This window comes from Priestia sp. TRM10 (genome assembly GCF_057808375.1).
In genome coordinates, this window is sequence record NZ_JBJZOT010000015.1 from 439,255 (window position 1) to 465,140 (window position 25,886).

22 protein-coding genes and 1 riboswitch are annotated in these 25,886 nt (G+C 39.1%); of the genes, 3 read left to right on the forward strand and 19 right to left on the reverse strand.

The genetic code is table 11. From position 1 onward, the window contains the following. Window positions 1-29: 29 nt before the first annotated feature. The 4 genes from metE to ACK3CR_RS18985 form a co-directional block, all read right to left on the reverse strand. Window positions 30-2,291 (reverse strand): 5-methyltetrahydropteroyltriglutamate--homocysteine S-methyltransferase, encoded by a 2,262-nt coding sequence (gene metE / locus ACK3CR_RS18970; RefSeq protein WP_488975943.1) that lies wholly within the window; start codon window positions 2,289-2,291, stop codon window positions 30-32. A 148-nt stretch (window positions 2,292-2,439) separates the two neighbouring features. Further along, window positions 2,440-2,619: riboswitch (cobalamin riboswitch) on the reverse strand. A gap of 102 nt (window positions 2,620-2,721) precedes the next feature. After that, entirely contained in the window at window positions 2,722-4,164 is a 1,443-nt protein-coding gene (gene dacB / locus ACK3CR_RS18975; RefSeq protein ID WP_488975944.1) for a D-alanyl-D-alanine carboxypeptidase/D-alanyl-D-alanine endopeptidase, read from the reverse strand. Window positions 4,165-4,710: 546 nt separating this feature from the next. After that, window positions 4,711-5,382 carry a bacillithiol biosynthesis deacetylase BshB2 gene (gene bshB2, locus ACK3CR_RS18980; protein ID WP_019392091.1) on the reverse strand — a complete coding sequence of 224 codons (672 nt, stop codon included), beginning with the start codon at window positions 5,380-5,382 and terminating at the stop codon, window positions 4,711-4,713. A gap of 13 nt (window positions 5,383-5,395) precedes the next feature. Beyond that, window positions 5,396-5,743 (reverse strand): YojF family protein, encoded by a 348-nt coding sequence (locus tag ACK3CR_RS18985; RefSeq protein WP_488975945.1) that lies wholly within the window; start codon window positions 5,741-5,743, stop codon window positions 5,396-5,398. 301 nt (window positions 5,744-6,044) lie between these two features. On the opposite strand from ACK3CR_RS18985, the gene ACK3CR_RS18990 reads away from it, so the two are divergent. Further along, complete coding sequence (locus tag ACK3CR_RS18990; RefSeq protein ID WP_019392089.1) at window positions 6,045-6,404, forward strand: hypothetical protein; 360 nt, start codon at window positions 6,045-6,047, stop codon at window positions 6,402-6,404. An 8-nt stretch (window positions 6,405-6,412) separates the two neighbouring features. On the opposite strand, the gene ACK3CR_RS18995 is transcribed toward ACK3CR_RS18990, so the two are convergent. Further along, window positions 6,413-7,339 (reverse strand): ketopantoate reductase family protein, encoded by a 927-nt coding sequence (locus ACK3CR_RS18995; protein WP_488975946.1) that lies wholly within the window; start codon window positions 7,337-7,339, stop codon window positions 6,413-6,415. Window positions 7,340-7,472: 133 nt separating this feature from the next. Between ACK3CR_RS18995 and ACK3CR_RS19000 the strand changes: the two genes are divergently transcribed. Next, entirely contained in the window at window positions 7,473-8,384 is a 912-nt protein-coding gene (locus ACK3CR_RS19000; protein WP_488975947.1) for a CobW family GTP-binding protein, read from the forward strand. 34 nt (window positions 8,385-8,418) lie between these two features. On the opposite strand, the gene ACK3CR_RS19005 is transcribed toward ACK3CR_RS19000, so the two are convergent. Beyond that, window positions 8,419-8,565 (reverse strand): hypothetical protein, encoded by a 147-nt coding sequence (locus tag ACK3CR_RS19005; protein WP_243518711.1) that lies wholly within the window; start codon window positions 8,563-8,565, stop codon window positions 8,419-8,421. A gap of 195 nt (window positions 8,566-8,760) precedes the next feature. Here ACK3CR_RS19005 and ACK3CR_RS19010 point away from each other — a divergent pair, with 195 nt between their 5' ends. After that, entirely contained in the window at window positions 8,761-9,096 is a 336-nt protein-coding gene (locus ACK3CR_RS19010; protein WP_019392085.1) for a MerR family transcriptional regulator, read from the forward strand. 37 nt (window positions 9,097-9,133) lie between these two features. Here ACK3CR_RS19010 and rarD read toward each other — a convergent pair whose 3' ends face one another. The 13 genes from rarD to ACK3CR_RS19075 form a co-directional block, all read right to left on the reverse strand. Beyond that, window positions 9,134-10,066, reverse strand: a complete 933-nt coding sequence (rarD, locus tag ACK3CR_RS19015) for an EamA family transporter RarD (protein ID WP_488975948.1) — start codon at window positions 10,064-10,066, stop codon at window positions 9,134-9,136. Between the two features lie 55 nt (window positions 10,067-10,121). Beyond that, window positions 10,122-10,694, reverse strand: a complete 573-nt coding sequence (locus ACK3CR_RS19020) for a cob(I)yrinic acid a,c-diamide adenosyltransferase (RefSeq protein WP_488975949.1) — start codon at window positions 10,692-10,694, stop codon at window positions 10,122-10,124. 3 nt (window positions 10,695-10,697) lie between these two features. Then, a complete protein-coding gene (locus ACK3CR_RS19025; protein ID WP_243518706.1) occupies window positions 10,698-11,120 on the reverse strand; it encodes a bifunctional adenosylcobinamide kinase/adenosylcobinamide-phosphate guanylyltransferase in 423 nt (140 codons plus the stop codon). Then, window positions 11,072-11,689 carry a histidine phosphatase family protein gene (locus ACK3CR_RS19030; RefSeq protein WP_243518705.1) on the reverse strand — a complete coding sequence of 206 codons (618 nt, stop codon included), beginning with the start codon at window positions 11,687-11,689 and terminating at the stop codon, window positions 11,072-11,074. The genes ACK3CR_RS19025 and ACK3CR_RS19030 overlap by 49 nt, the downstream gene beginning before the upstream one ends. Beyond that, on the reverse strand, window positions 11,647-12,420 hold the full coding sequence (locus tag ACK3CR_RS19035) for an adenosylcobinamide-GDP ribazoletransferase (protein WP_430237287.1): 774 nt from the start codon (window positions 12,418-12,420) through the stop codon (window positions 11,647-11,649). The genes ACK3CR_RS19030 and ACK3CR_RS19035 overlap by 43 nt, the downstream gene beginning before the upstream one ends. Next, window positions 12,417-12,968, reverse strand: a complete 552-nt coding sequence (locus ACK3CR_RS19040) for a bifunctional adenosylcobinamide kinase/adenosylcobinamide-phosphate guanylyltransferase (RefSeq protein ID WP_243518702.1) — start codon at window positions 12,966-12,968, stop codon at window positions 12,417-12,419. The genes ACK3CR_RS19035 and ACK3CR_RS19040 overlap by 4 nt, the downstream gene beginning before the upstream one ends. Then, window positions 12,953-14,038, reverse strand: coding sequence for a threonine-phosphate decarboxylase CobD (gene cobD, locus ACK3CR_RS19045; protein ID WP_410914262.1), 1,086 nt, complete (start codon window positions 14,036-14,038; stop codon window positions 12,953-12,955). Before cobD ends, ACK3CR_RS19040 begins: the two co-directional genes overlap by 16 nt. Then, window positions 14,016-14,996, reverse strand: a complete 981-nt coding sequence (cbiB, locus tag ACK3CR_RS19050; protein ID WP_243518700.1) for an adenosylcobinamide-phosphate synthase CbiB — start codon at window positions 14,994-14,996, stop codon at window positions 14,016-14,018. The genes cobD and cbiB overlap by 23 nt, the downstream gene beginning before the upstream one ends. 108 nt (window positions 14,997-15,104) lie before the next feature. Continuing rightward, window positions 15,105-16,052 carry an ABC transporter substrate-binding protein gene (locus tag ACK3CR_RS19055; protein WP_488975950.1) on the reverse strand — a complete coding sequence of 316 codons (948 nt, stop codon included), beginning with the start codon at window positions 16,050-16,052 and terminating at the stop codon, window positions 15,105-15,107. A 341-nt stretch (window positions 16,053-16,393) separates the two neighbouring features. After that, window positions 16,394-17,080: a 4'-phosphopantetheinyl transferase family protein gene (locus ACK3CR_RS19060; protein WP_488975951.1), complete on the reverse strand. Its 687-nt coding sequence runs from the start codon at window positions 17,078-17,080 to the stop codon at window positions 16,394-16,396. A gap of 47 nt (window positions 17,081-17,127) precedes the next feature. Next, window positions 17,128-18,543 carry an MDR family MFS transporter gene (locus ACK3CR_RS19065; protein WP_410914264.1) on the reverse strand — a complete coding sequence of 472 codons (1,416 nt, stop codon included), beginning with the start codon at window positions 18,541-18,543 and terminating at the stop codon, window positions 17,128-17,130. Beyond that, complete coding sequence (locus ACK3CR_RS19070; RefSeq protein ID WP_243518693.1) at window positions 18,540-18,761, reverse strand: MbtH family protein; 222 nt, start codon at window positions 18,759-18,761, stop codon at window positions 18,540-18,542. The genes ACK3CR_RS19065 and ACK3CR_RS19070 overlap by 4 nt, the downstream gene beginning before the upstream one ends. Further along, window positions 18,745-25,872 (reverse strand): amino acid adenylation domain-containing protein, encoded by a 7,128-nt coding sequence (locus ACK3CR_RS19075; protein ID WP_488975952.1) that lies wholly within the window; start codon window positions 25,870-25,872, stop codon window positions 18,745-18,747. The genes ACK3CR_RS19070 and ACK3CR_RS19075 overlap by 17 nt, the downstream gene beginning before the upstream one ends. Window positions 25,873-25,886: the final 14 nt, after the last annotated feature.

Sequence of the window (25,886 nt, forward strand, 5' to 3'; positions counted from 1 at the left end):
GCACCGTTCAGAGGAACGGTGCTTTTTTATTAAGCTTCTATTAGACTTGCACGATATTTCTTTGTTGCTTCAACAAGGACTTGGAGTGATTTTATCGCTTCTTCCTCTTTACGCGTTTTTAGACCACAATCTGGGTTAACCCAAAATTGTTTTTCATCTAATACACGTAGAGAAGCTCTAATGTTTGAGATAATATCCTCTTCATTTGGAATTTGCGGGCTATGAATATCATATACGCCAAGCCCAATTTCTTTTTCATAATGAAAATCTTCAAATGCTTGAAGCAGACGGCCATGACTGCGTGATGTTTCAATTGAAATCACATCTGCATCAAGGTCATCAATTGTATTCATAATTTCATTAAAATTAGAATAACACATATGAGTATGAATTTGCGTTTCATCTTTCACACCGTAAGCAGAAAGTCTGAATGCATATGCAGCAGCTTTTAGATACCCTTCCTTCTCTTCTTCTCGCAATGGAAGGCCTTCTCGAAGGGCAGGTTCATCAATCTGAATAATAGCTATTCCTGCGTCTTCTAATGCTAATACTTCCTGACGGATAGCAAGACCGATTTGATTCATCACCACTTCTTTTGACTCGTCATGACGAGGGAAAGACCAGTTTAAAATGGTAACAGGACCTGTTAGCATCCCTTTTACAGGCTTATTTGTTAAACTTTGAGCATATACGCTTTCTTTCACAGTCATTGGCTCTTTAAGCGATACATCTCCGTAAATAAGAGGTGGTTTTACGCAACGTGAACCGTAAGACTGCACCCAACCAAACTTTGTTACTTCCATACCGTCCAGCTTTTCACCGAAATATTCGACCATGTCTGTACGCTCAAACTCTCCGTGCACGAGAACGTCTAATCCAAGGTCCTCTTGAATTTCGATCCAGCGGGATGTCATTTCTTGAATAAACTGCTCATATTGTGCGTCTGTAATTTGTTTCTTCCGCCATTTTAAACGTGTGCTTCTCACTTCTTTTGTTTGAGGCATACTTCCAATCGTTGTTGTTGGTAAAAGCGGTAGCTTTAACTTTTCCTGCTGTTTCTTCGCTCTTATCTCATACGGTGGACGCGTTGCCTTAAGTTGTGCAAGCTCCTTAATTTCTTCTTGAACTTTATGATTATGACGCAATGGTGCTGCAACGAAAGCTTCAAAGCTTTTATCATAATCTTTAAACGATGTATTGTTCTCAATTCCTCTTTCTAACGCTTTTAGTTCTCCTAACTTTTCCTTAGCGAAACTTAGCGCTCCTTCTAAAAAGCTCGGAAGACTTTCATTCTCGGCTGTAACAGGAACATGTAGTAAGCTTGATGAAGGCTGTACCCAAAGATCACCATCGATTAAATTTAGAAGCTCTTTAACTTCAGCACTCGTTTCTGTTAAATTAGCCTTCCATACATTTCGTCCATCAATAACTCCTGCTGCTAATACTTTTCCTTTTGGAAAGCCCCATTTTTTCAGCTGTTCTTTTGTTTCCCCTTTATCATGAATAAAATCAAGTCCAAAGCCATCTACAGGGAGTGATAGAACCTTTTTATAATCAAAAACAGCTTCATAGTATGTTTGAAGAAGCAACTTCGTATTTTTGCAGCTCTTCGCTATTTCAGCATATCCGTTTTCAATCACTTTCCATACTTCCTGATCTAATGGGGATGTAAAAATTGGTTCTTCTAAGCTGACCCACTCTACTCCTTCCTCATCTAATTGTTGCAAAAGCTGTTGATAAAGCGGGATAAGACGCTGAATCCATGATGCTTTTTCGGTTTCTTTATATCCTTTCCCAAGAAGAACGAGCGTTGCTGGCCCTACAAGAGTTACTTTTCCATTTACACCAAGCTTCTGTTTTGCTTTTTTCCAATAATCTAAAAATCGATTTTCTTTTAAAGAAGGCGTAACATTCTCAAACTCTGGCACAATATAGTGATAGTTCGTATTGAACCATTTTGTCATTGTCATTGCTTCCGCCCCGTCTGTTCCACGAGCCATGCTGTAATACGTTTCAAGCGGTGTTTTATTTGTATTTTTGAACCGATCTGGCACAAGATCAAACGTCCATAATAAATCTAAGATATGATCATATAAACTAAAATCACCAACAGGAATATGCGTGATTCCCGCTTCCTTTTGCACGCGAATTCCTTCTAAAAATAAGCGGTCTAGTTCTTCTTTAAACTCTTTTTCTTCAAACGTTCCTTCCCAAAAACTCTCTAGCGCTTTCTTCCATTCTCTTTTTTCTCCGATTCTTGGATATCCAATATTTGAACTGTATACTGTCATGTTTTTTCCTCCGTCTCTATTGTCTTTTTAGCTATCAAAAAAACTCCCTTTTTTTCAAAAAAGAGAGTTAGAAGGCGACTTTAAGAACTGTTGAAACGGATCCATCTATTCAACATAAACCTTCACTCCTCCCTATGAACGCGTAGGTATAAAGCGCAAACAAGTGGCAGGTCTCCTGACTTAGGTTCATCGTTCTTCTATCCCTTCCCGCTTTCGCAGTGGCTATGATAGAAACTCCCCTTCACAGTGGCGCGACCGTGGCGGCTTCTCACCGCTCTTCCCTTTTAAGCTGCAGCGTATGTACAGCACCTCTTGCATGGACATTATAAAATTAGTCTCCTCGACTGAGGAATTGTTAATAAGAATAACGCGATTTTCCCCTTTGTGCAAGACTATTTTTCAGATTATTCATTTTTGATCTAATTTTTTATTATTTTAGAGAAGCTAACATAACCGCAATTTCGTCTTCGATATCTTTTACATCTTCTTCTAGAAAAGCATTAAAAACGATTGAGAAGATAAGTTCCTCTCCAGCTGCTGTTGTTACATATCCGGAAAGAGAGCTAGCGCCTGTAATAGATCCTGTTTTGGCTCTTACATTTCCTTCTGCAACAGTCCCTCTCATCCGTTCATCGAGCGTTCCCCCTATCAATTCATCCGGATCTCCTGCTAAAGGCAAAGATTCATAAAAATTGTCGTACCAAGGTTTTTGCCTAGCATGAAAAAGAAGAGAAGAAATTTCGTCTGTTGGCACTCCGTTCACATGTGATATGCCTGAACCATCTCGAATCATCATATTGTCTACATTGACATTCATCTCAGAAAGCGTTTGTTTTAAAGAAGCTAAACCAGCTTCAAAGCTTCCTTCACCATACTGTACTTTTCCCATTTCTTTCACAAAAATTTCTGCAATTGTATTATTACTCAATTTCATATACGGAATAAAAATTTCCCCAAGTGGAGGAGATTCCTTTACTTCCATCAACTGAGCTTTTTGAGGTGTTTCTTCTTTCTTCACTTTTCCTGTTACTTTTATTCCGTTCTTCTCTAAGACGTCTTTAAATAAAGAAGTCGTATACAAAGCAGGGTCCTCGACGGCAATGGCTGTTTGAGCAGGTTCCTCTCCCTCCTTGATGATTCCTTTTACTACAATAACATTTTCATTCCGTTTTCTGACAATTTCTAAATCTGTTTCTCCTTTTCCTGTTTTAGTTTCATTCATCACTTTTACGTAGTCCGTTTTAGGTAATATAGAGATGTGAGCTTTCTTACCATTTTTGGTCGGTGTTGTCTCTACTATAACTGTTCCCGCTTCATAGCGATGATCAGGAGAGAACGTCAACGCTGATATTTGAGCTCCGTACGCATATGATTCGTCTTTCCAAATCATATCTTCTGAAAGCCGAACATCGTCATACCACGTTTCATCTCCAATAATATTTCCCGAAATTTTTTTGATTCCTTTTTCGTGTAATAGAGCTGAAAACTGCTGTAACTCTTTTAATCCAAGAGTTGGATCTCCTTTTCCTTTTAAATAAAGATTCCCTTTTAACACACCATTTCTCACTTTTCCATCATGCCAAATCTCTGTGTGAAACTTATACTCCTCACCTAATGTTTCAAGCGCTGCTGCCCCTGTAAAGAGTTTCATATTGGACGCAATTTTCATTCGAACTGAGCTGTTCTTTTCATACAGTACTTCTCCGCTTTTGGCCTCTTTTATACTGATTGAACTTATCGCACCCTTTAAATCTTTATGTTGTAACACTTGTTCCATTTTTGTTTTTAATGTACTCGCCCCCTCCGCTGACACATTAACGGCCTGTATTATGATTAATACGAACATCACCAAAATTCCACACCATTTTTTCATATCCTTCCTCCTTTATGTACTCTTGTGCATAGACTTTCACATTCCCCTTATTATTATTGATGTTTTATGTACAGAGAGAAGAACAAGTTTATAAAAAAAAAGAAGCTTTTTGTTTAAAAGCTTCTCTCTTTATAAGATGAAATATAGTCATGATAAGCAGACTTAAGAGAATATATTGATCAGCTTATTTGTTTTGTCAGGCATGCAGACACTCCGCTCATCAATTCCTCTCAATAGTGAAAAAGCACGAGCAGAACTTAAGCATAGGCAGGCAACGGAGTATCTTTTACCATTGCAATACGCAAAAAGAGCAGAAATATAATATCTTCTATTATTCTAAAATACTTTCTTGTCCCTTCAAATGAAATCAAGAACCCAGGACTTACAGTCTGAAAAGTTTTTTCACAAATAAATTTACTGCTAAAAACAGCGACACAGCGCTAATAATATAAAGCTTTTCATTCCTCTTTTCTACAACTCCATTCCCTCAACTACCCAATTACAGCACAAAAAAAGCAGATGTGTTCATCACATCTGCTTCCTTCTTTACTTTCCTTCATCATCAAAAGAATATGTCCAAAACTCTTCACGAGCAAGCATTTTTAAAATTTCAGGACTTTGTTCGATATTGTTAAAGTCCATGGCTCCAAGCATTCCTTGTGTTTGAGAACGGTGTGCTTTAATTGCTGCAATTTTGATATCTTTCACACTGCTTACATCATGAACAACATCAGGATGACCAATCGCTTCTAGGCGGTCTTTCGAAAAGGCGTGACAAAGAAGGCGAGGACGATCTTCTGGACGAAGACGCTTGACCGCTCTTACTGTTGCCGCTCCTGTTGCATTATGATCTGGATGAACAGCATATCCAGGATAGTGCGTAATAATCGTCGTTGGCTTAATCTCGTCAATAATGTTGCCAATAACGTCTGCATACACTTCGTCATCTAAAAACTCAAGCGTTTTATCACGAAGGCCCACCATACGAAGCTCATCTAGCTCCAGGATTTCGCCAACTTCTGTTAACTCTTCTTTTCGAATCTTTGGTAGTGTTTCACGGTTTGCAAACGGAGGGTTTCCCATGTTGCGTCCCATCTCTCCAAGAGTTGTGCATGCATATGCTACATATCCACCACTTTGCTTTGTGAGCGCAATCGTTCCTGCTGCTCCAAAAGCTTCATCGTCTGGATGTGGAAAAATGACTAATAAGCGTTCCATTTCTTTCAGCTCCTTATGTAAACGGCTTTTCACTTAGCTGAAGAGCAACGGCTAATCGACCTTGATCATCGTGCCCTGCAAGTAAAAGACGCCCTTCTTCATCTACTTCATAGTGCGTAAGGCCTTCTGCATACACCCAGCCGTTATTCACTTGAAGACCAACTCTGTACGGACCTTGCCCAATGATTTTACCTGTTTGAATATTTACGCGCGCATTTCTAATAAATGCTCCAACGTTCATTGCTTTATCGTTAAAATGTGAAGCATACGCTCCATTCGTTGTTTCTAAATGCACGTAAACTTCTTTATGAAAAAACGTAGAAAGATGTTTTTTAACATCCTCTGCCTTAATGACTTCCATTCTAAAACCTCCTTTAGCAAAAGCTTAATTCCATAAAGCCAGTTTTATTTTAACGCAAAATCGCATAAACTGCGAATAGTTAGGCTTCGTTTTTTATTTTTTCGTCTTTAAAGAAACTTTTTCACTCTTCTTTCGTCTAATAAATTGGATAAACTGTTGCTTTTTTAGACTTTACTGTGTTATAAAAAACATCTATTCTTAACAAGAAGTTAATTAATTTCTAATATCTGCTTTACATACAATTCATCTTTTTATGTTACGTTATTAATATAACGGATAGATTAAAAGAAAAGGGGGATGAATGAACGTGTCACAACTTGTTAATTTCATCTATGAAGGTGCAGCAAATATGCGTAACGATTTTCGTATTCGTTTAATGAAAGGTGTCGCTTTTCTTTTACTATTCAGTTTAGTGGCCTTTACTCAATTAGGACCTCATCTTTCACAAACTACAATAGGTATTATTGGTTTTATAATCTTTTTAGTATACATTCTAAGTGACGTCTTATTCGAGGAAAAACGGTGGACGTTAAAGCTTATGCAAACATACCTCTCCACAATGCTATTCATTGTAGGCATCATTGAGATGCATCGTATGGTTACAACATGCTGTATTATAGGCATTCTTATGGTTCCATACTTAATTGAAGAGCTGAAATAAACGAACCCTTAAAGGCTTCGTTTATTTTTTTGGACTTCATATACTTTTAAGTTTTGATATACCGCTTCTAAATATGGACAGCGCATTCCCTGTTCTTTTGCTTTTTGCAACAAATAACCTTGAAGATGGTCTCCTTCTACGTGAAGTTCTTTTTCCATATCGCGCTGCATGGAAGATTTCATCCCGTAGTCTTGCTTATGCATTGTCTCCATATGCCTTTGCACAATGTTTTCACTCAAAGGAGCCTCAATGGCATCCATCACCATTTTAATTTCTAGCATCAATGCCTCTACAAACTGCTCGCCACCCTTTGATTCTAAAACAGCCCCAATTGGCGCTCGAGTTAGCGTTGTGACGCTTGAAAGAGTTGTAATAAACAAATACTTATTCCACATATCTTGCAATACATGATCACTATTTTTATACATTGCTTTTGTTTTCGCAAATGCTTGTTCAAGTTTATCCATCCGTTCACTGCCTACACCTGTTCGTTCTCCAAATGTAATTTTATGTACTCCGCTCGTTTGGATAATATGTCCGTGTTCATTTAGTGTTGTTTCAATAAAGCATAGACCTCCGCTTACTCGTTCGGCTCCGAACTTCATTTCAAGCTGCTCTACGTGCGCAAAACCGTTTAAAAGAGGAACAATTACCGTTTCCTCTCCCACAAACCCTGTTAAATCTTCCATAACTTCTTGCAGGTGATAAGCTTTTGTAGACAAAAGCACAACATCAAATATCTGTAGATTTTCCTTCGTAACAAGAGAAGGTTGGATGTAGATATCGCCGTGAATGCTTTTCACAACAAGTCCATCTTCACGCAAACGCTTTGCCCTTTTTTCACGAACTAAAAAAGTAACGTCTTCACCACTTTCAGCAAGTCTAGCCCCGAAATAGCCGCCAACACCGCCAGCTCCTACTACTAAGATTTTCATTTATCATCCCTCCTTCTCTTTTTTATACGACAAAAAACTACAAATTCCTGCTTTTTCAGAAAGATACTATTTCCCCATCTTTAATTTTCATGTGATAAAATAAACCTACGGAAACAATAAAGGAGACTTTAGCATGAGAAAAGTAGACGTTTTTATTTTATCCGGATTTCTAGGAAGCGGCAAAACAACGCTTCTTCGCCAACTTCTTCAAGAAGAAAAAGAACACGGAAGGAATGTTGGCGTCATAATGAATGAAGCTGGAGAAACAGCTGTAGATTCGGAAGTTTTACCAAATGAAGTTCCACTTGCCGAACTTTTAAATGGATGTGTATGTTGTACAATTCAAGGACAGCTTGAAGGGCAGCTTGAAGAAATGATTTCCTCTTATACCCTTGATGCCATTTACATCGAAACAACAGGCATTGCTCATCCTATTGAGGTGCTTGACGGATGTATAACACCTTCTCTTTCAGAGCGTATTACAGTTCGGTCTATTATTACGGTGGTAAATAGCAAACTTTTACTTGAGCTTGATTCTCTTTCAAACCGTGCGCAAAAGCTCTTTTTGGAACAAATTCGACACGGTGACCTTCTGCTCTTAAATAAAGAAGATTTGCTGACAGAAGATGAAAAAGCAAATACGCTTATGAAAGTGCAAATGTTAAATGAGGGAGCTAAAACTATTTTAACAACACAAGCACGCGTCCCGCTTTCATATATTCTTACGCAAACACGCTCACGTACGGCTTCACATGAACCGACACATATGCACCATCATTTGCACATTGAAACTTTCTCTTATCATGAAGAATGCGCGTTTAATGGCGAAAAGCTTGAAAGTTTTTTAAAAAGCTTGCCTCAGTCTGTTTATCGTGTTAAAGGCTACGTGCGACTGCAAGGAAACGATCAATTATATTCGCTTCAGTATGCATATGGCATGCCTCTTTTAATGCCTGTTGAGCTACAAGCAAAACCGTCTCTTGTTTTTATTGGCGAAAACTTGCAGCCTCAAATCCTTGAACAAGGTCTGAACAGTGCCATCTAAAAAAACACGACACCTTTGTCGTGTTTTTTTAGATTTAGCTATTTTGAAGGTAGCGTAGAATTTCATGAGCGTGAGCTCCTGTTAGTCTTGTAAGTTCCTCCCATATTTCATCTCGTTCTATATCAAGCTCAATAATTCGCTTTGCTAACCCAACAATTTCTTCTTTTTTTGAATGTTCCACACGCTTCTTCCTTCCACTTCTTTTCTTTTACTTTATCTTGTTTGAAAAAAAATAACTATTAGTATGTTAATTTTCTTAACATAAGTAGTTACATTTGCTTTTTTAAAATGTTATAATTTCTCACATAGAGAATTTTCCGCCTAATTTTTTCAATTTTTCAAAATTATCATCTATCTTAAGTAGAGGTGAAGGTATATGAAAACAGAAGAAGCTTCATACCGCGATAAAAAAGTGATGTCAATTGGAATTGTGAAAGAACTAACAGGTTTGTCCGAACGACAAATTCGATATTATGAGAAAAGACAGCTTCTTTTTCCTGAAAGAACATCGACTGGCATTCGAAAATATTCTTTTTCTGATGTAGAGCGACTAATGGATATTGCTGATAAGATTGAGGAAGGAGTTCAAACAAAAGAAATAAGGCATGAGCTTGCTCGCCGTGAGGAAAAGAATAAAAACAAAACAAATGAAATCCGCAACAGAATGCTTCAAGGGCAGCTTAATGCCCACTTTCACTCAAGAAACTACTAAAAAAACCCCACCTGTTTTCCTCAGGTGGGGTTCCTCATTAATGAAGCGAACTTTCCTTTTTAAAGCGCGGTTGATGAGAAAGCATAAACTTCGTTTTAGACAATGAAAAAATAATCGAGCCAATCCAAATCAACATAAAAGTTAAAAGCTGTGAAGAAGAGAAAGGTTCATGAAACACAACCGTTCCTACAAAAAGCATAATAGTTGGCGCAATATACTGTAAAAAACCAACCATTGATAGTGGAATGCGCTGAGCTCCTTTTGCAAAATAAAGAAGAGGAACAGCTGTTACAATTCCACCCCCCGCTAAAAGAATGAACGTTAAGAATGAAATGTCCATTAAAATGCCATGTCCGTTTGCGAACAAAAATAGCACATAAAAAAGAGCAATAGGTGTTACAAAAAGCGTCTCAAGTGTTAGACCAACCTTTGGATCTAACGTTAACTTTTTCTTTACAAGTCCATAAAATCCAAAGCTCAAAGCAAGGGAAAGGGCAATCCATGGAAAAGTTCCATATTGAAAAGTAAGGATTCCAACCCCAACAGCCGCTAATAACACCGCAATCAATTGCCAAAAATTTAGTTTTTCTTTTAAAAAGATAACGCCAAGTAAGACGCTAACGAGTGGATTTACATAATATCCTAAACTTGCTTCAACAACTAAGTTAGCATTTACAGCCCATATGTAAACAAACCAGTTCATGCTAATTAAAATTGAAGCTCCTGCTAAGGCGATAATCTGCCCTTTTGTCATTAACTTCCACTGTTCTTTCACCTTTTGAAAGCTACGTGAAAATGCTAAAAGAAGAATCATAAAAATAAAAGACCATAAAATGCGATATGCTAAAATTTCTCCTGAAGGCACGCTTTCAAGCAGCTTCCAATATAGCGGAAGAATTCCCCACATTATATAAGCCGCGGCGGTATAAGCAACGCCGTGGCTATCAAGTTTTGTTCGTTGTTCTTCCATTATCCTCATCCTTTCTCATTACTATAATTTTACTATTATAGCATGAGATGAGCATTTACTTCGTATTATTTGGCTTAAATACTTTAGCACTTCTTTCATATTCAACATCGCTTACGTTTGCACGTGCATTTGCAGCCCGTGCCGCTGCGAAAAAATAGTCTGATAAACGGTTAAGATAAGATAAGACACTTTTATTAATTTCGTGTTCTTTACTTACTGTAACAACAAAACGCTCTGCTCTTCTTGTAACTGTACGACAAACGTGAAGCGTTGCAGCAAGCTGTGTGCCCCCTGGAAGAATAAATCGTTCAATTGCTGGAGATTCCTCCATATAGCGATCAATGCTTTTTTCAAGCTTCTCGCTCATTTCATCACTCACTTTAAACGGGTGTCCTTTCTTCGCATATGCAAGGTCGCTGCCACAGTCAAAAAGTTCGTGCTGAATCGTCAGCAGCTCTTCTTTCATATCCTCTAGTTCTTTCGTTTCAATAAGAGAAGCTGCTTGCCCAACAAAACTGTTTAACTCATCAATTGTTCCATATGCTTCAACTCGCATATCGTCTTTATCAACGCGGCCTCCTATTAAACTTGTTTTTCCTTTGTCACCTGTTTTTGTATAAATGTCCATCTCTTATTCCCCTTTCAATCGTTCTTGTATTCCATACCAAATGTAATCAACTGTTGAAGCTGCCTTTATCATATCCTGATAAATATACCCGCAAACATCACGGAAATGACGGTCTAACGGATCCATTGGCACAATTCCCTTGCCAACTTCTGTCCCAATTAAAACAAAATGAGCTCCTTTGTCTTTTTCCTCTTTTTTTATCTTTTCTATAATCCTCCTGGCAAGGCCTCTTGTGTCCTCAATAGAGAGGGTTTTTATCCTTTCTCTAACCCATAAAGTAAATCCTTCTACTATGTACACTTTCTTATGAAAAGCCACAGAGCGGTTGAGATGCTGAAATGAAAGAGTCTCTGTCTGTTCCATCGCATAATATTCATCTATCCACTGACGTTTTCCGTTAAAAGCCCCTCCGAATACGAAATGCACGACTCATCCCTCCTTACTCTTTCATACGTCATCTTCCATGTGATAGCTTCTGTATAACCAATATTCAAGTTCCAAAACACATTGTTTTCTTTTAGAAAACGCTCATGCAAAGAGCGAATAACGCCTCCGTGTGTTACAATGACCAACTTTGTTTTTCTACTTTTCTTTAATTCGTTCAAACTATAAAGAAGAGCTTGATTGATGCGCTCTTTGAAGTCTGTATACATTTCACCGCCTGGTATTTCACGTGTAAAGGGATGATCCACCCATTTTCGGTACTGTACATTATCTTTTAGTTCATGATACGTTTTCCCTTCCCACTGTCCAAAATGAAGCTCACGCCACTCTTTAAAAGAATAATAAGGAGCTTTCGGAAAGAGAGCCTTTGCTGTTTCCTCACAACGTTTCAAATCGCTTCCTACAACAAGTACATCCTCTTTCTCATATGGGGTAATCTTTGCTAATGCTTCCTCTAAAAGCGGTGGATTGCTCCATCCCATATATGCTTTTCTTTTATTATATGCTGTTATGCCATGACGAACAGCTGAAATAACCACATGATCATCCATAAAAAAGTTTCCCCTCCTTCAATCGTTGCTCCGATACCGTCTCCTGTAATCCCTCCAAACTGACGGTGGAAAAAGATACGAGCACAAAACGTATAGAGCAAAAGAGCTCCACCCAAAACGAAACAAAGCAGCGGAGAAACAAAAGCACAAACTCCGAAAAAAAGCAGCACTTCAATCCAAAATCCTCTTTTTATAGGCGGTGTAATTCCACTTTGGAAATAAAAAGCGAGTCCACTTTCTTTTGCAGACTTTGTATATATAAGTAAAAAAGCGGAAGAAAGCCGAGCACCGCTTAGAATCATCACAAGAAGAGGAAACGAAACTTCTTCAACACGAACAAGCTCATAAATAGCCATAAACCGAAAAGAAAGCAAAACAAGAAGTGAAATTACCGCAAAAGCCCCTACGTTTGGATCACTTAAAATGGCAAGCTTTTTTTCTCGATTTTGATGAGAAAAGTATGCATCACTAACATCCATCCACCCATCAAGATGAAGCCCTCCTGTTATGATGATCGGAATAAAAAGAAGAAGAAGCGAAAAGACAAGCGGAGAAAACAGCTCTTCTCCTTTTATAACGCCATTCAATAAGAAGGCTAAAACGCCACCTAAAACAGGAAGAAAGAGCAGCGTTCCAGCTACTTTCCTCTCTGTCCATTCTACTCTTTTTCCTGCTGGAACGATTGTAAAAAAGCTTAGCCCAATTTTAATAATTTCAATGAGTTTTTTCATAGATGTATCTGTCCTTTTTTCAGCCTAGGAATTCCTCCCACAATCTCTCCTGCGACATCTGCTCTTTTGACAATTTCCACATGCAAACAACCTAGTGCTTCCATATACTTTGCCGTTACTCCTTCTTCATATCCTCCTTGAAAGATCTCATTTGATACAATAATGAGATGACGCACTTTCTTATGCAATGCTTTGACTTCATTCACCATATTAGCTACGATCCATTCCCAATTTGACGGCCAATTGTAAGAAGGCGGTGTAAACAGTTCATTAGCAAGCCAGTTTGTTGCACAGTCTAGGAGCACAACGTCCGTTTCTTTTAAAGAGGGAAAAAGAGTAGACATGCCTTGTTGCTGTTCTAATGTACGCCAAGGCACTCGCCCTTCCTTTCTCACAAGCTTGTGAGCTTTTATTCTTTCTTCCATTTCATCATCTGTTTTTTTACTCGTTGCAATATATACAGCTTCTTTAGTAAGCAAACGCTCAACAAGATCTTCTGCATATGTAGATTTCCCGCTCCGGACGCCTCCTGTTAGAAAAATAAGCATTGTTTCTTAACCTTCCCGAGCACGTGTAAAAGATGCTCATTTTCCTCCCGTTTTCTCACCGCTAATCGAATGTAGCGTCCTTCTAACAAGCGGAAATTTTCCGTATGTCTTGCAACGATTCCTTCTTGAGCTAGATATGATAAAAAGGTTCTTCCTTCAAGTTCTTCTGGTACTTTACATAAATAGTAATTTGTATACGATGGCGTAAAAGAAAAGCCAAGATCTTTTAATCTATGAAATATAAACTCTCGCTCTTTTTTGACATATTGAACTGTTGCAGCTACAAACTCATGCTCATTCATAAGCTTCTCTCCGATATATTGAGCCATTCCGTTCACACTCCATGGCGGTTGCTTTTCTTGCAGTGCTTTCACTGTTTCTTTATTGCTTATAATATAACCTAAACGCACGCCTGGAATATGATACATTTTCGTAAGAGAACGCACAATTATAACAGGATACCCTTTTTGCACATAAGAAACAAAAGAATAACTTTCCCCTGTAAAATCAGCAAAGGCTTCATCAATCACAACTGTTGTTCGACTTTCTTTCGCTTTTTCTAAAACGAGTTCCCATTCTTTTTCAGGATACATCATGCCAGTCGGATTGTTAGGGTGACAAACAAATAAAATGTCAACCTTCTCTATTTCTTTTAAAACAGCCTCAATATCCCACTGCCAGTCTCTTTCTTCTTCTAATGAAAGATGCCGAATTGTACAGCCATATGCAAGACATGCCCGCTCATATTCTACAAATGTTGGCTGAAGAATGCTTGCTTTTTTGTTTGCAAAAAGAGAAGCAATTAAGAAAAAAGCTTCTGCTGCTCCATTTGTACACAAAATATTTTCACTAGCTGTTTCTTCTCCTAAAGCAATATAACTTGCTAATGTTTCTGCATGCTGCTCTGGATACGAAAACATCGATTGATTTCTTTCTTCTATTCCTTCATAAAGAGAAGAAGGAATACCAATCGGGTTAACGTTCACGCTAAAATCATAATAAAGCTCTCGATCTTGAACATTGAGCGCTTTTAAAAAATTTTTTGGGTTAGCTCCATGTGAGGGCAACAAAAAGGCCACCTCCAATTAAAATAAAAAAAGAATAATAAAGAACCCCTCGGTTCATAATTTGAATGGTTTCTTTAATCATAGACGCCTTCAGTTCTCGATCAGGGTTTCCCATATGTGCTCGATGTGAGACAACTCCTTTATATGTATTGACTCCACCAAGTCTAACGCCTAAAAGTCCTGCAACAGCACTTTCTAAAAAACCACTGTTTGGACTCGGATGCTTGCGGGCATCACGTTTAACAATTGATAGGACTTCTTTTAACGTATACTTACTTTTGTGAATATAGCCTAATACAAGAGCAAATGCTGTTGTGCGGCTTGGAATTAAGTTTAGTAAATCATCTAACCGGGCACTGCAGTAACCAAATTCCATATACTGCTTATTTTTGTACCCTACCATTGAGTCACACGTGTTCACTGCTCTATAAAATAAAGCGAGAGGAGCTCCGCCAAATAGAGCAAAGAAAAGAGGAGCTGTTATGCCGTCACTTACGTTTTCAGCCACCGTTTCAACGGTAGCACGCGTTACTTCCCCTTTTGACAACGTGTCTGTATCTCTTCCTACAATCATTCCAACACTAGTACGAGCTCCGTCTATATTTTCTGCGTGAAGCGGTTCATGGACTTCAAGGGCTGCCTTTGCAAGCGATGTTCTGGCAATCGTTGTTGAAATCAGAAGGCCTTCTATCACAATGCCAAATATGTATGATAAATGATAGCAAAAATAAATGAAGATTCCACTCACTATAACGGTCCAAAAAAATAAAAAAAGCGGTGGGGTGATCCCTTTCAATTTTCGGTGTTTCCCTCTATTAAAAAGGCGATCACACCATGAAATTTGGGCTCCAAAAAAGCGAACAGGGTGTGGCCAATGCTCAGGATCTCCTACAATAAAATCAATGAAAAGAGCGAGAACAATAGCAGCAAGATGTGCAAAAATAATTAATGAAATATCCACTCTCTTTCTCCTTTTCTCTTCAATATGGAAACGCGAAACTTTTCTAAATGTTCTGTCGGTTAAAACCATAAAGAAGGCCAGTCCCCTAAGGAGACCAACCTACTCTTCTTACTTGTAGAGTTCTGGATATACGGCTTTAGCCATATCTTCTAGTCCATTAACAAGACGTGGACCAGGACGCGTTACTTCATCAGAATTGAGATCTGTAATGCTGTTTGTTTCTACAGCTTTAACAGCCTCAAAACCAGGACGCTTTTTAATATTTTCGACTGCGTTTTTATCTGCTGCTCCATAGGTTGTTAAAATAACATCTGGATTTAAGGCAACAACATCTTCTTTTGAAAGCTGTACCCATCCTTCTTGATCTTTCGCTGCATTTTCAGCTCCGATAAGGGTTAACATTTCGTTCATGAACGTCCCTTCTCCTGCTGTGTAAAGGTCAGAAGAAATTTCAACCCAGACTTTTTTCTTGTCTTTCACTTCTTTTGCCTTATCCGTAATTTCTTTGACGCTCTCTTTCATGTCAGCAATCGTTTCTTCCGCCTTCTCAACATGACCTGTTAAAGCGCCAATTGTTTCAATTGATTGGTATGTAGCATCAAATGTTTGAGCATCTTTAACGACAAATACTTTAATTCCTGCATCTTCAAGCTGTTTATAAAGATCTGAACCGCTTGCCATTGTAGAAGCATGTGCTAAAACAAGATCAGGGTTTAGAGAAATAATTTTCTCTACGTTTGGTTCCATGCCGCCAACAGATTCCTTCTCTTTTACTTCTTTCGGATATGTATCATTATCCGTCACACCGACAACTTGTTTTCCCGCTCCAATGTTGTATAAAATTTCTGTATTACTTGGAATAAGAGAAACGACTTTTTTCGGCTGCTTTTCTAGCTTCACCTTTTCACCGCGCGCATCCTCTATTGAGACTGGATAAACTTTGTCTTGCTGTACAGAAGCGCTATCGTTTTTCGTACTGCTATTGTCATTGCCGCCTGAATTACATGCACTAAGCACGAGTACAATGGCAAATAAAAGCATATAAAGCTTTTTCACTTCTTTTCCTCCTTCTACTTCCTAAAGATTCCGCCTTTCTTCCATATAAATGAACTTCTGCTTATGAAGAATACGACCTCTCCTCTTTTTCAGTCACAAAAGAGAAAAGCTCGTTCTGTAAAAACACATTCTCTATTTCAGAAAGTTGGCTAAAGCTAGTATATCCTACATATTTTGAAAAGAAAATAGGTGAGGAAATAAAAACAAGGGAAGGCTTTCTAACAAGCTTTTTCACACGGCTTATAAACCTTGCTATAGTGAACATATCATATGTGACTCTCGTATGATACGTAAGGGGTGAATGGTCTATTGCTCAGGCTTTTAATAAGGCCTGAGTCTTTTTATGTTAAAAAAGAAAGAATTTCAGCGAAGGAGACGACAATGGGAGAAAGAAACTCTTCTTTACTTGTTCTCTCAGCACAAACTGCTAGCTTATACCCTTCAAGATCGTATATTTTGCAGAAAAAATCTTGAATCTCATGTCTTTCTTTTTCACAGACAAAGGTTGCTCCTTCATCGTTCCTTTTTACAGAAATAGTATCAGGACTAATCGTAAAACCTTTTCCAACGGCTTTTACATAGCTTTCTTTACTTGCCCAAAGCTCGTAAAAATACTCCTTGTCCTCCTTCATGATTCTTTCATATTCTTCGCTTGTAAAAGCTATTTTTGCAACGTCCTCTTGTTTATCTTTTATTTCTTCAATATCAACCCCTACTTCACGATCATGAAAAGCACAAGCAACCCATTCCCCCGAATGTGAAATATTAAAAAAACAGGAGGATAGATTTTCTTTAATATATGGTTTTCCATAAGCATTTTGAGTAAACGTGCACATTGACTGAGATGGATGTTTTCTCTCATAAAGAAACCGAACAAGAAGTTCACCAAGAGTTGTACGATATTTGTCACTAAGATGATAAAGTTTGGAGACCTTTTCTTTTTTCTGTTGCGATACTCCTTGCAACAAGAAGTTTAGCTCTTTTTGTTGTAAAAGATGTGGTAATTTGCATAAGTACACTTCAACCATATTGATTTCCTTTCATGTGAAAAAGAGGAGAAGATTCTCCTCTTTTTTTACTTTTTAATTTGAGCAAGTTCTGCTCCTTTTTTATGCTTTACTGTAGTCTTTTCTCGTGCTCCTACTGTTAAGGAAACTAAAAAAGCGATAAATAAAATAAGAGCCGCTCCTCCTAATGAGGCTTGATAAGGAAGTAAACTTTCTCTTGATGGCGATCCAAATTGGAATAGGGCAATAATTCCTGCAAGTACCGCTAATCCAATGGAAGAGCCTAATCGATTTTGCACTTGAAAAAGTGTTGTAGCCCGCCCCATTGAAGAAGAAGAAACATTCGCAAAAGAAGTAAACTGCACGGTTACAACAGCATGTCCAAGTGAAACTCCTATACCAAATAAGATGATACGAAACACCCATGGATTAGCGATTGATCCTGCAAAACTTAATAAAACAAAAAGAAGAGCAGCAACTAAAAGACCTGTGGAAATGACGTTTTTGGCTCCCCACTTTTTGTTTGAAAAAGGAACAAGTCTTGATGCGAGCATAAGTCCTAATGCTTCTGGAAAAAGGACAAGCCCACTTTCAAGCGCAGAAGCTCCAAGCGCACTTTGATACATGAGAGGAAAAACATACAGCATTCCAAGCAATCCGCCAGAAGCTAAAAAAGAAATCATGCACATTTTCTTAAAATTGTCTTCAGCAAGAAGGCGGAGAAAAAGCATAGGCTGCTCGATTTTCAATTCCAAAAGAACAAAGAATGTTAATAAAACAAGGCCAGCAATTCCTGTGATTAAAACCACAGAGGAAAGACCTTCACTCGGAGCTTCAATAAGGGCATAAAGTAAAAAACATAAACCAGGTGCGCTTAGTAAGAAACCAAAAGCATCGAATTTACCTGCTTTTTGTTCCTTATGCTCCTTCAAGAAAAGGAGTGCAAAGATAATCGTAAAAAGGCCAAAAGGCACGTTAATATAAAAAATCCATCTCCATGAGGCCATGTCAACGAGTAACCCACCAACAACAGGACCAATGGCAGGTGCAACGGCAATTGGAAGCAAAAGCGAGCGAGATGCTCTCGCTCGTTCTTCCTTTGAAAAAGTTCGAAAAAGCATTGCCATTCCAACAGGTGTTAAAAGTCCTCCTCCAATTCCTTGGAGAATACGAGAAACATTTAGAGCACCTAAACTATTTGAAAGTCCACAAAGAATGGACGCCCCTGTAAACAAACTCAGCGCAAAAATAAAAATCCGCTTTGTCCCGAACCGGTCTCCAAGCCATCCTGAAAGAGGCAAAATAACCGCAAGACTCGTAATATAGCTTATATTCAAAGAACTTGTCGCAGACGGGGAAATGCCAAATTCTCTGCTTATCGTTGATAACGCTACATTCACAATCGTACCATCCATGGCAGCCATAAACATTGCTGTTACATAAATAATGCTTATGACTGTTTTCGGATGAAGCTCTTTTCTCATTTTAAAACTCCGTCTGCTAAAGATTCTTTTAACGAGAGTGGACGCATATCTGTCCACTCTTCATTAATATAAGCTAAGCACTTTTCTCTCGTATCTTCTCGGTAAGAAATTTCCCAACCAAGCGGAATATCTAGAAAAGCAGGCCATAAAGAATACTGTCCTTCTTTATTTAATAATACAACATACAGTTCATCATCACGTTCAAATGGATTTGACATGCGTTTTCTCTCCTTCATTTTCAATTCTTTCAAGCGCTTGCGCTAAAAGCTCGCCTATTTCAGCGAGGGGCTTCGGCTGGCACATATCTTTATGACGACAATCGATGTCATACTGCTCAATTTCTCCATCTAAATACGTCTTCCATGCATCTGGTGAAATAGGATCAAACCATTCTGGAATAATCGTTGATCTAAAGAACATAAGATTTCCTTTAAAGGACTGCGGCTTATACTCTCCTAAAATACGAACCGAGTTTCGGTACGTTTCCTTCAAGCGTACGATTGTTTCGTCACTAAGGCTTGCTAATGCACTTCCATCTTTTTTCAGTATGTTAATGGCGCTTTCCATTGTGAGCGGTTCGTTTTCTCCAAAATGGTCTGGATCATATCCCCCGAGCGCTAAAAGAGCGATAAGAGCTTCCTCTTCATCAGGCCCGCCTTTTAGTGGTAAGAAATGACTTGGATATGCATCAAGCAAAGCAAGAAGACGTACTTCTTCTCCTTCACGTTGAAGTCTTGTAGCCATGGCATGCACAACGTTCCCGCCTAGTGACCAACCAATAAGATGATATGGCCCATGAGGTTGAACAGTGCGGATTTCGTTTACGTAGTCTTCTGCCATTTCATCAAGCGTACGTGGGAATGCATTATCTTCTGAAATTCCGCGTGCCTGCAGTCCATAGATTGGATAATCAGCAGATAAAGCTGTCATAAGTCCCGCATAGCACCAGCTTAATCCTCCAGCAGGGTGTACGCAGAAAACAGGGTTGCGCTGGCCACTTTTTCGAAGAGGTAAAAGGACGTTGAGAGAGTTCTCTTCCCCGCCTTCATCAATCTGTCTTGCAAGCCCTGAAACGGTTGGAGCTTCAAATAAATGTCCAATATTTAATTCCACACCAAGGGCATCTCGAATTTTTGAAATAAGCTCAACAGCTAGAAGTGAATGCCCTCCTAGGTTGAAGAAATTATCATGAATGCCAACACGTTCTAACTGAAGGACGCGCGTAAAGATATCGCAGAGCAACTCTTCTTTCGGCGTACGTGGATAATCTCCTTCTCCTTTGTAGTTAAAGTCCGGAAGCGGAAGCTTTTTGACATCAAGTTTTCCATTCACCGTAAGCGGAAACTCTTCCATCTCAATGAAAGCCGTTGGAATCATATAATCAGGAAGGTGATTTCTTACGTGAGTGCGAATTTCTTCTTCTTTTCCTTCTCCATTAGAAGTAGGGATATAGTAAGCAATTAGCTTTTGCGTTGAAATTTCTTCTCCTCCAACAACAACAGCGGCACTTTCAACAAACTCGGACTGAAGCAATACAGATTGAATCTCGCCAAGCTCAATTCGGAAACCACGAATTTTCACTTGATGATCCGCTCTCCCTATATAGTCCAGCGTTCCATCGTGACGGTACCTGGCTTTATCTCCTGTTCGGTACATGCGAGAACCTTCTTTGCCATATGGATTAGCTACAAATCGCTCTGCAGTTAACCCTGGGCGATTTAAATAACCCCTTGCAAGTCCCTCTCCACTTACGTACATTTCACCAATAACGCCTGGAGCAACAGGACGCAGGTAATCATCTAAAACATAGATCCCTAAATCTTTTATATTTTCACCAATTAAGCTATTTCCATGATGAGAAATGCTTTCAAGACCTAATTCTAGGAAACTTACATGCACGGTCGTTTCGGTAATCCCATACATATTAATAAGCGTTGGCCTATTTTCCTCATGACGGCTATACCACTCTTCTAGACGCGAGAGGTCAAGAGCTTCACCGCCAAATATAATAAATCGAAGCTTCAATTCTTCTCTTAGGTTCTCATTCTCTCTTTCTTCCCTCATAAATTGATAGAAAGCAGAAGGCGTTTGATTCAGAACCGTGACACCCTCACGCACAAGCAACTGAAGAAACTCTTTTGGAGATCGACTTACAGTATGTGGTACAATAACAAGCCTTCCTCCTCTAAGAAGCGCTCCCCATATCTCCCATACGGAAAAATCGAAAGCATAGGAGTGGAACATCGTCCAAGTGTCATGCTCGTCAAAATGGAACCATTCTTCTGTTGAGTCTAATAGTCTGATAACATTGTGATGTGGAATCACAACTCCCTTTGGTTTTCCAGTCGAACCTGATGTATAAATAACGTAAGCAGGATGATTCCTTTCCAATGAAGAAAGTCGTTCTTCATCTTTCACATTATAAGAAGAATAAGAGCTTACATCTTCTCTGTCTAAATAAAGCGTGAATCCATCCTCAGCCGGAATCGTAATCGTGCTGTTAGACAATGTGAGAAGACCTGAAGGCTTTGTATCTTGCAAGATAAACTCTAATCTGTCACTTGGATATGTTGGATCAAGCGGAACATAAGCAGCACCTGTTTTTAATACGGCTAAAATACTCACAATCATCTCTACAGATCTTGGTAAACTTAAAGCAATAAAGTCTTCAGGACCGACTCCTTTTTCAATAAGAGAGCGCGAAAGTCTATTTGCTCGTTCATTCAGTTCTCCATAAGTTAAATAATCTTCGTCGAACACAAGCGCAATATTGTCACGATAGAGATGTGCTTTCTCTTCAAATAATTGAGCAATTGTAGCCGGACTGTCTTGTGTAGCGATGCTTGGTTGTTTTACTAGTTTTGTTTTTTCTTCCTCTGTTAAGATATCTAAGAAGGAAATGTGCTCATCTTGATGATCTACGGCTTCTTCTAAAAGTTTGCACCATCTTTCGACCATTTTTATGGCACTCTCTTCTGTAAACAGATCTTTGCTATACTCTAAAAAGCCGTGAATTCCTTGCTCACTTCCGTTTTTGTCATACTGCTCGCGCAGCTCAATTGTTAAATCAAACTTTGAAGCTCCCACATTAGGCATTTCCACTTCTGCTTCTGTTCCCTTAAGCACGAGAGAAGGTTCTGCCGTATTTTGTAGAGCCAGCATAACTTGAAACAGAGGATGTTTTGATCTTGAACGCGTTGGATTTAATTCTTCTACTAGTCGTTCAAATGGTATATCACTATGTTCGTATGCATCTAAGTTCACCTTGCGAACGCGTCCAAGCAATTCGCGGAACGTAGGGTTTCCTGACGTGTCTGTTCTAAGGACAAGCGTATTAATGAACAAACCAACAAGCTCTGTTAAAGCATCGTCATTTCTTCCTGCAACAGGTGACCCAATAGCAATATCTTCTCCTCCTCCAAGTCGCGTGAAGAGAGCGGAAAGTCCTGCTTGCAGTACCATAAACAAGCTTGTGCCATTTTCTTTTGCGATTGCACTAAGTTTTTGATGAAGCTTGCTTTCGACTGAAAATGGAACCGTTCCACCTTGATAGCTTGACTGAACTGGTCGTGGGTAATCGGTTGGAAGCTCGAGCTCCTCCGGCAACTGTGCCAACTCTTTTTTCCAAAATGAAAGTTGTTCTTCAATTCGGTCTCCTTCTAGAAAACTCTTCTGCCATAACGTATAGTCCTTATATTGAACAGGTAGCGGCGTAAAACTAGGCGTTTCTTGCTGACAACGAGCGTTGTATGCAAACGCTAAATCTTTCATAACTGGTGCAAGCGACCATCCATCACAAGAAATGTGGTGAAATAACAGCAACAGTACATGCTCTTGTTTATTTAGGCTAAAAAGATAAGCGTGAAACGGCGGTTCTTCTGAGAGACGGAACGAATAGCGAATAGCCTCTTGAAGCCTCTCATCAAGTTCACATTCTTCTACTTCCTTTACTGTCAAAGGTAATAAGCGTTCCTCCCTTATTTCTTGATAAGGAACTCCTTCTCTTTCTTTATAAAGAGTGCGAAGTGGAGCATGTCGTTCAACTACATCTCCAATTGCTGATTTTAGCGACGTAACGTCAAGTTCTCCTTTAATTTTAGAAACGACTGGAATGTTATACGTTGGACTCCATCCTTCTAAATAATGAAGAAACCATAAACGCTGCTGTGCAAAGGAGAGTGGCACTTCTCCACTGTAATTCACTTTCTGAATAGGTGGTCGAGCTGCTTTTCCCTCTTCTAGTAGAACGGCAAGCTCGGCTACTGTACGATGATCAAAAAGCGCGCGTAAACTAATTTCCACACCAAACGTCTTACGAATACGCATTAATAAAACAGAGGCTAATAGAGAGTGACCTCCAAGATGGAAGAAGTCATCGTCAATGCCAACGCTTGTCACCCCTAGTACATCGATAAATAAATCTCTTAGTATCTCCTCCTGAGGCGTACGAGGCGCTCTTCCTTCTAGAACCGAAACGTCTGGCTCTGGTAGAGCCTTACGATCAATTTTTCCATTTGGAGTTTGCGGAAGCTTATCCATCGTCATAAAGATAGCTGGAACCATATATTCTGGTAATTGTTCACTAACGTACTGACGCAACGCTCGCGTATCAACTTCTTCTCCCTCTAGAGGAACAATATAAGCAACAAGCTGGTCTGAGCCAGCATCTGTTTTCCGTACAATAACTGTACTATGAGATACAGTCTCATAAGCTGAAATCACGTTTTCAATTTCTCCCAGTTCAATTCGGAAGCCGCGCATTTTGATTTGATGATCCGCTCTGCTTACATATTCAAGTGAACCATTTTGACTAAACCGCACAATATCACCAGTGCGATACATTCTTGTTCCAGGTTCAAAAGGATTTGCAATAAAACGCTCGCTTGTTAAAGAAGGTCTATTAAAATAACCGTGAGCAAGTCCTTCTCCCCCAATATAAAGTTCACCAAGCGTACCGTACGGGACAGGCTGTAAGGCACTATCTAACACATACATTGTTGTATTTAAGATCGGTGTCCCAATGTTCGGTGTCTCGTTACCATCTTTAGAGAATGTGACAGAAGACGACCAAATCGTAGTTTCAGTTGGGCCATAAAAGTTCGTAACTTCGCAATCTAGTTCTCGGAAATGTCCTAAAAGATCTCCTGGTAGTGCCTCTCCTCCGACAAGCACACGAAGTTCTCGTACGGCTTCTCTACTATAAGAAAGAAGGGCTCTCCACAACGTTGGTGTAGCTTGCATAACCGTCACTGCTTCTTTTTGTAGAAGGGACGCAAGCTGTGCTTGATCTTGCACTTCTTCCTTTTTCGCAATCACGCACTGTGCACCGCTTAAAAATGGAAGATAAAGTTCAAGAGCTGAAATATCAAACGAAATGGTTGTTACAGCAAGCAACTTATCCTCTTTTTTCATCGAAACATCATGCTGCATAGCATGCAAAAAGTTGACTAAACTCTTTCTTGAAATGACAACACCTTTTGGATTTCCTGTTGAACCAGAGGTATAAATCATATAAGCAGGAGACTCCTCTGAAACAAAAACAGTTTCTTCCTGAGTGACCTCATAAGAGGCGAGTTTATACTGAACATGTTCTTCATCTAGTACAAAACGATCTACAGTTTGATCATCTAAAGAAGGGACAGACTTCTCATCTGTTAGAACAAGCGAAGGTTTTGCATCTTGAAGCACGTAAGAGATTCGTTCTGCTGGATACTCTGGATCAATTGGAACATAGGCAGCACCTGCTTTTAATACAGCAAGCATCGAAATAGCCATGTCTACCGATCGATCCATCATAATTCCAATAAAATCTTCACTCTTTACTCCGTGCTCTCTTAGCAAACGAGAAAGTCGATTTACTTTTTCATTTACTTCTTTATATGTAAGAGAAACAGAGCTGTCTGAAAAAGCCGTTCTTCCCTCATATTGTTTTACACTTTGTTCAAAGAGTTCTACTAGCGTTTGAGGTGGAAGCTTTACAGTAGTATCGTTATATTCCGCTAACTGCGCTTGCTCTTTTTCAAGCAAAAGAGGTACTTTTCCAACAGTAAGAGATGTTTGGCTTTTCATAAATGTTTGAAGGAGCTGTAAGAAACGTTCGCTATGAAGGGCAATATCTTCTTTTGTATAGATAGAAGCATTTCCTTCTACATCAATACGGAGACCATTTTCATCTTCTTGGTCGTACACATTAAAAGTAATATCATCAACTGGACCTGTTGCAAGCTTATGTGTAGTAGCTTTATATCCTCCAAAATTCAGCGCATATTGAAAAGGCATAATGTTAATTTGTGGACCAAAGATACGTTCATTTCCGCCGACCTTTCCTAGCTTTCTTCGCAGCTCCTCATGTCTATAGCGGCGATGTGGGCGTATTTTTCGCATCTCGCTTGAAACAGCTTCGATAACGTCTAAGAAATTCATGCTCGAAGTAATCTGAAGACGGAGAGGAAGAAGATTCAAAGCCATCGTTGGAACGTTTAGAGCAGCAGACCCTAATCTGTTCATCATTGGCAAACATAGTACAACGTCTCTTGTCGATGTTAAACGATGGATGTAAACCGCGAGAGCTGCTGTAATTGTTTCGTGCCAATTTCTGCTTGAGACATAAGATGATTTTACTTCTCTAACAATGTTGCTTGGCAAATATACGGTATGTTGCACAATATCTGAGGAAGGATTAGAAACCTCTTCCCCTAAACTCACAACATCAGGATTATCTTCAAAATAGTTCATCCAAAAGCTCTCATCATCACGAAACTTCTTTGATTGGTGATACGCTACATCTTCTTCTAATACGTTGGTGAAAGGAGAAAAGGTTCCTGCCTCTTTCTCTCCCTTAAGAAGAGATGTATAAAGGCTTGCTACTCTTTTTGTGATAAGCGAAAAACCAAATGCATCCATAGCAATATGGTGAATACGTTGATACCAGAAGAAGCGCTTGGACTCTATTTTAAAAACAGCTTGTAAAAAAAGAGGATCTTTCTCTAGTGAAATAGGTTTAGCTAAGTCTTCACGCATCCACTTCTTTGCTTTTTCTTCTGCATTTTCTTCATGACTTAAATCTATGTAATGAACGTTCACAGGCTTTGAATCATCGAGGAGTTGAAAAGGTCCGTTTTCATCCTCTGAATAAGAAACGTGCAAGGCTTCAGCTTCTGAAACAGCTATTTTAATTGCTTCTTGAAGCTTTGTGACATCTATATCGCCATTAAGATCTATGTATTCACCTGTGTTGTATATCGGATCCTTCGGGTCTAACTGCTGTGCAAACCAAATACCAGATTGCGCGCCGGACAGAGCCCAGCGCGTTTTTTCACTTTTCTTCATCTCATCAACTCCCT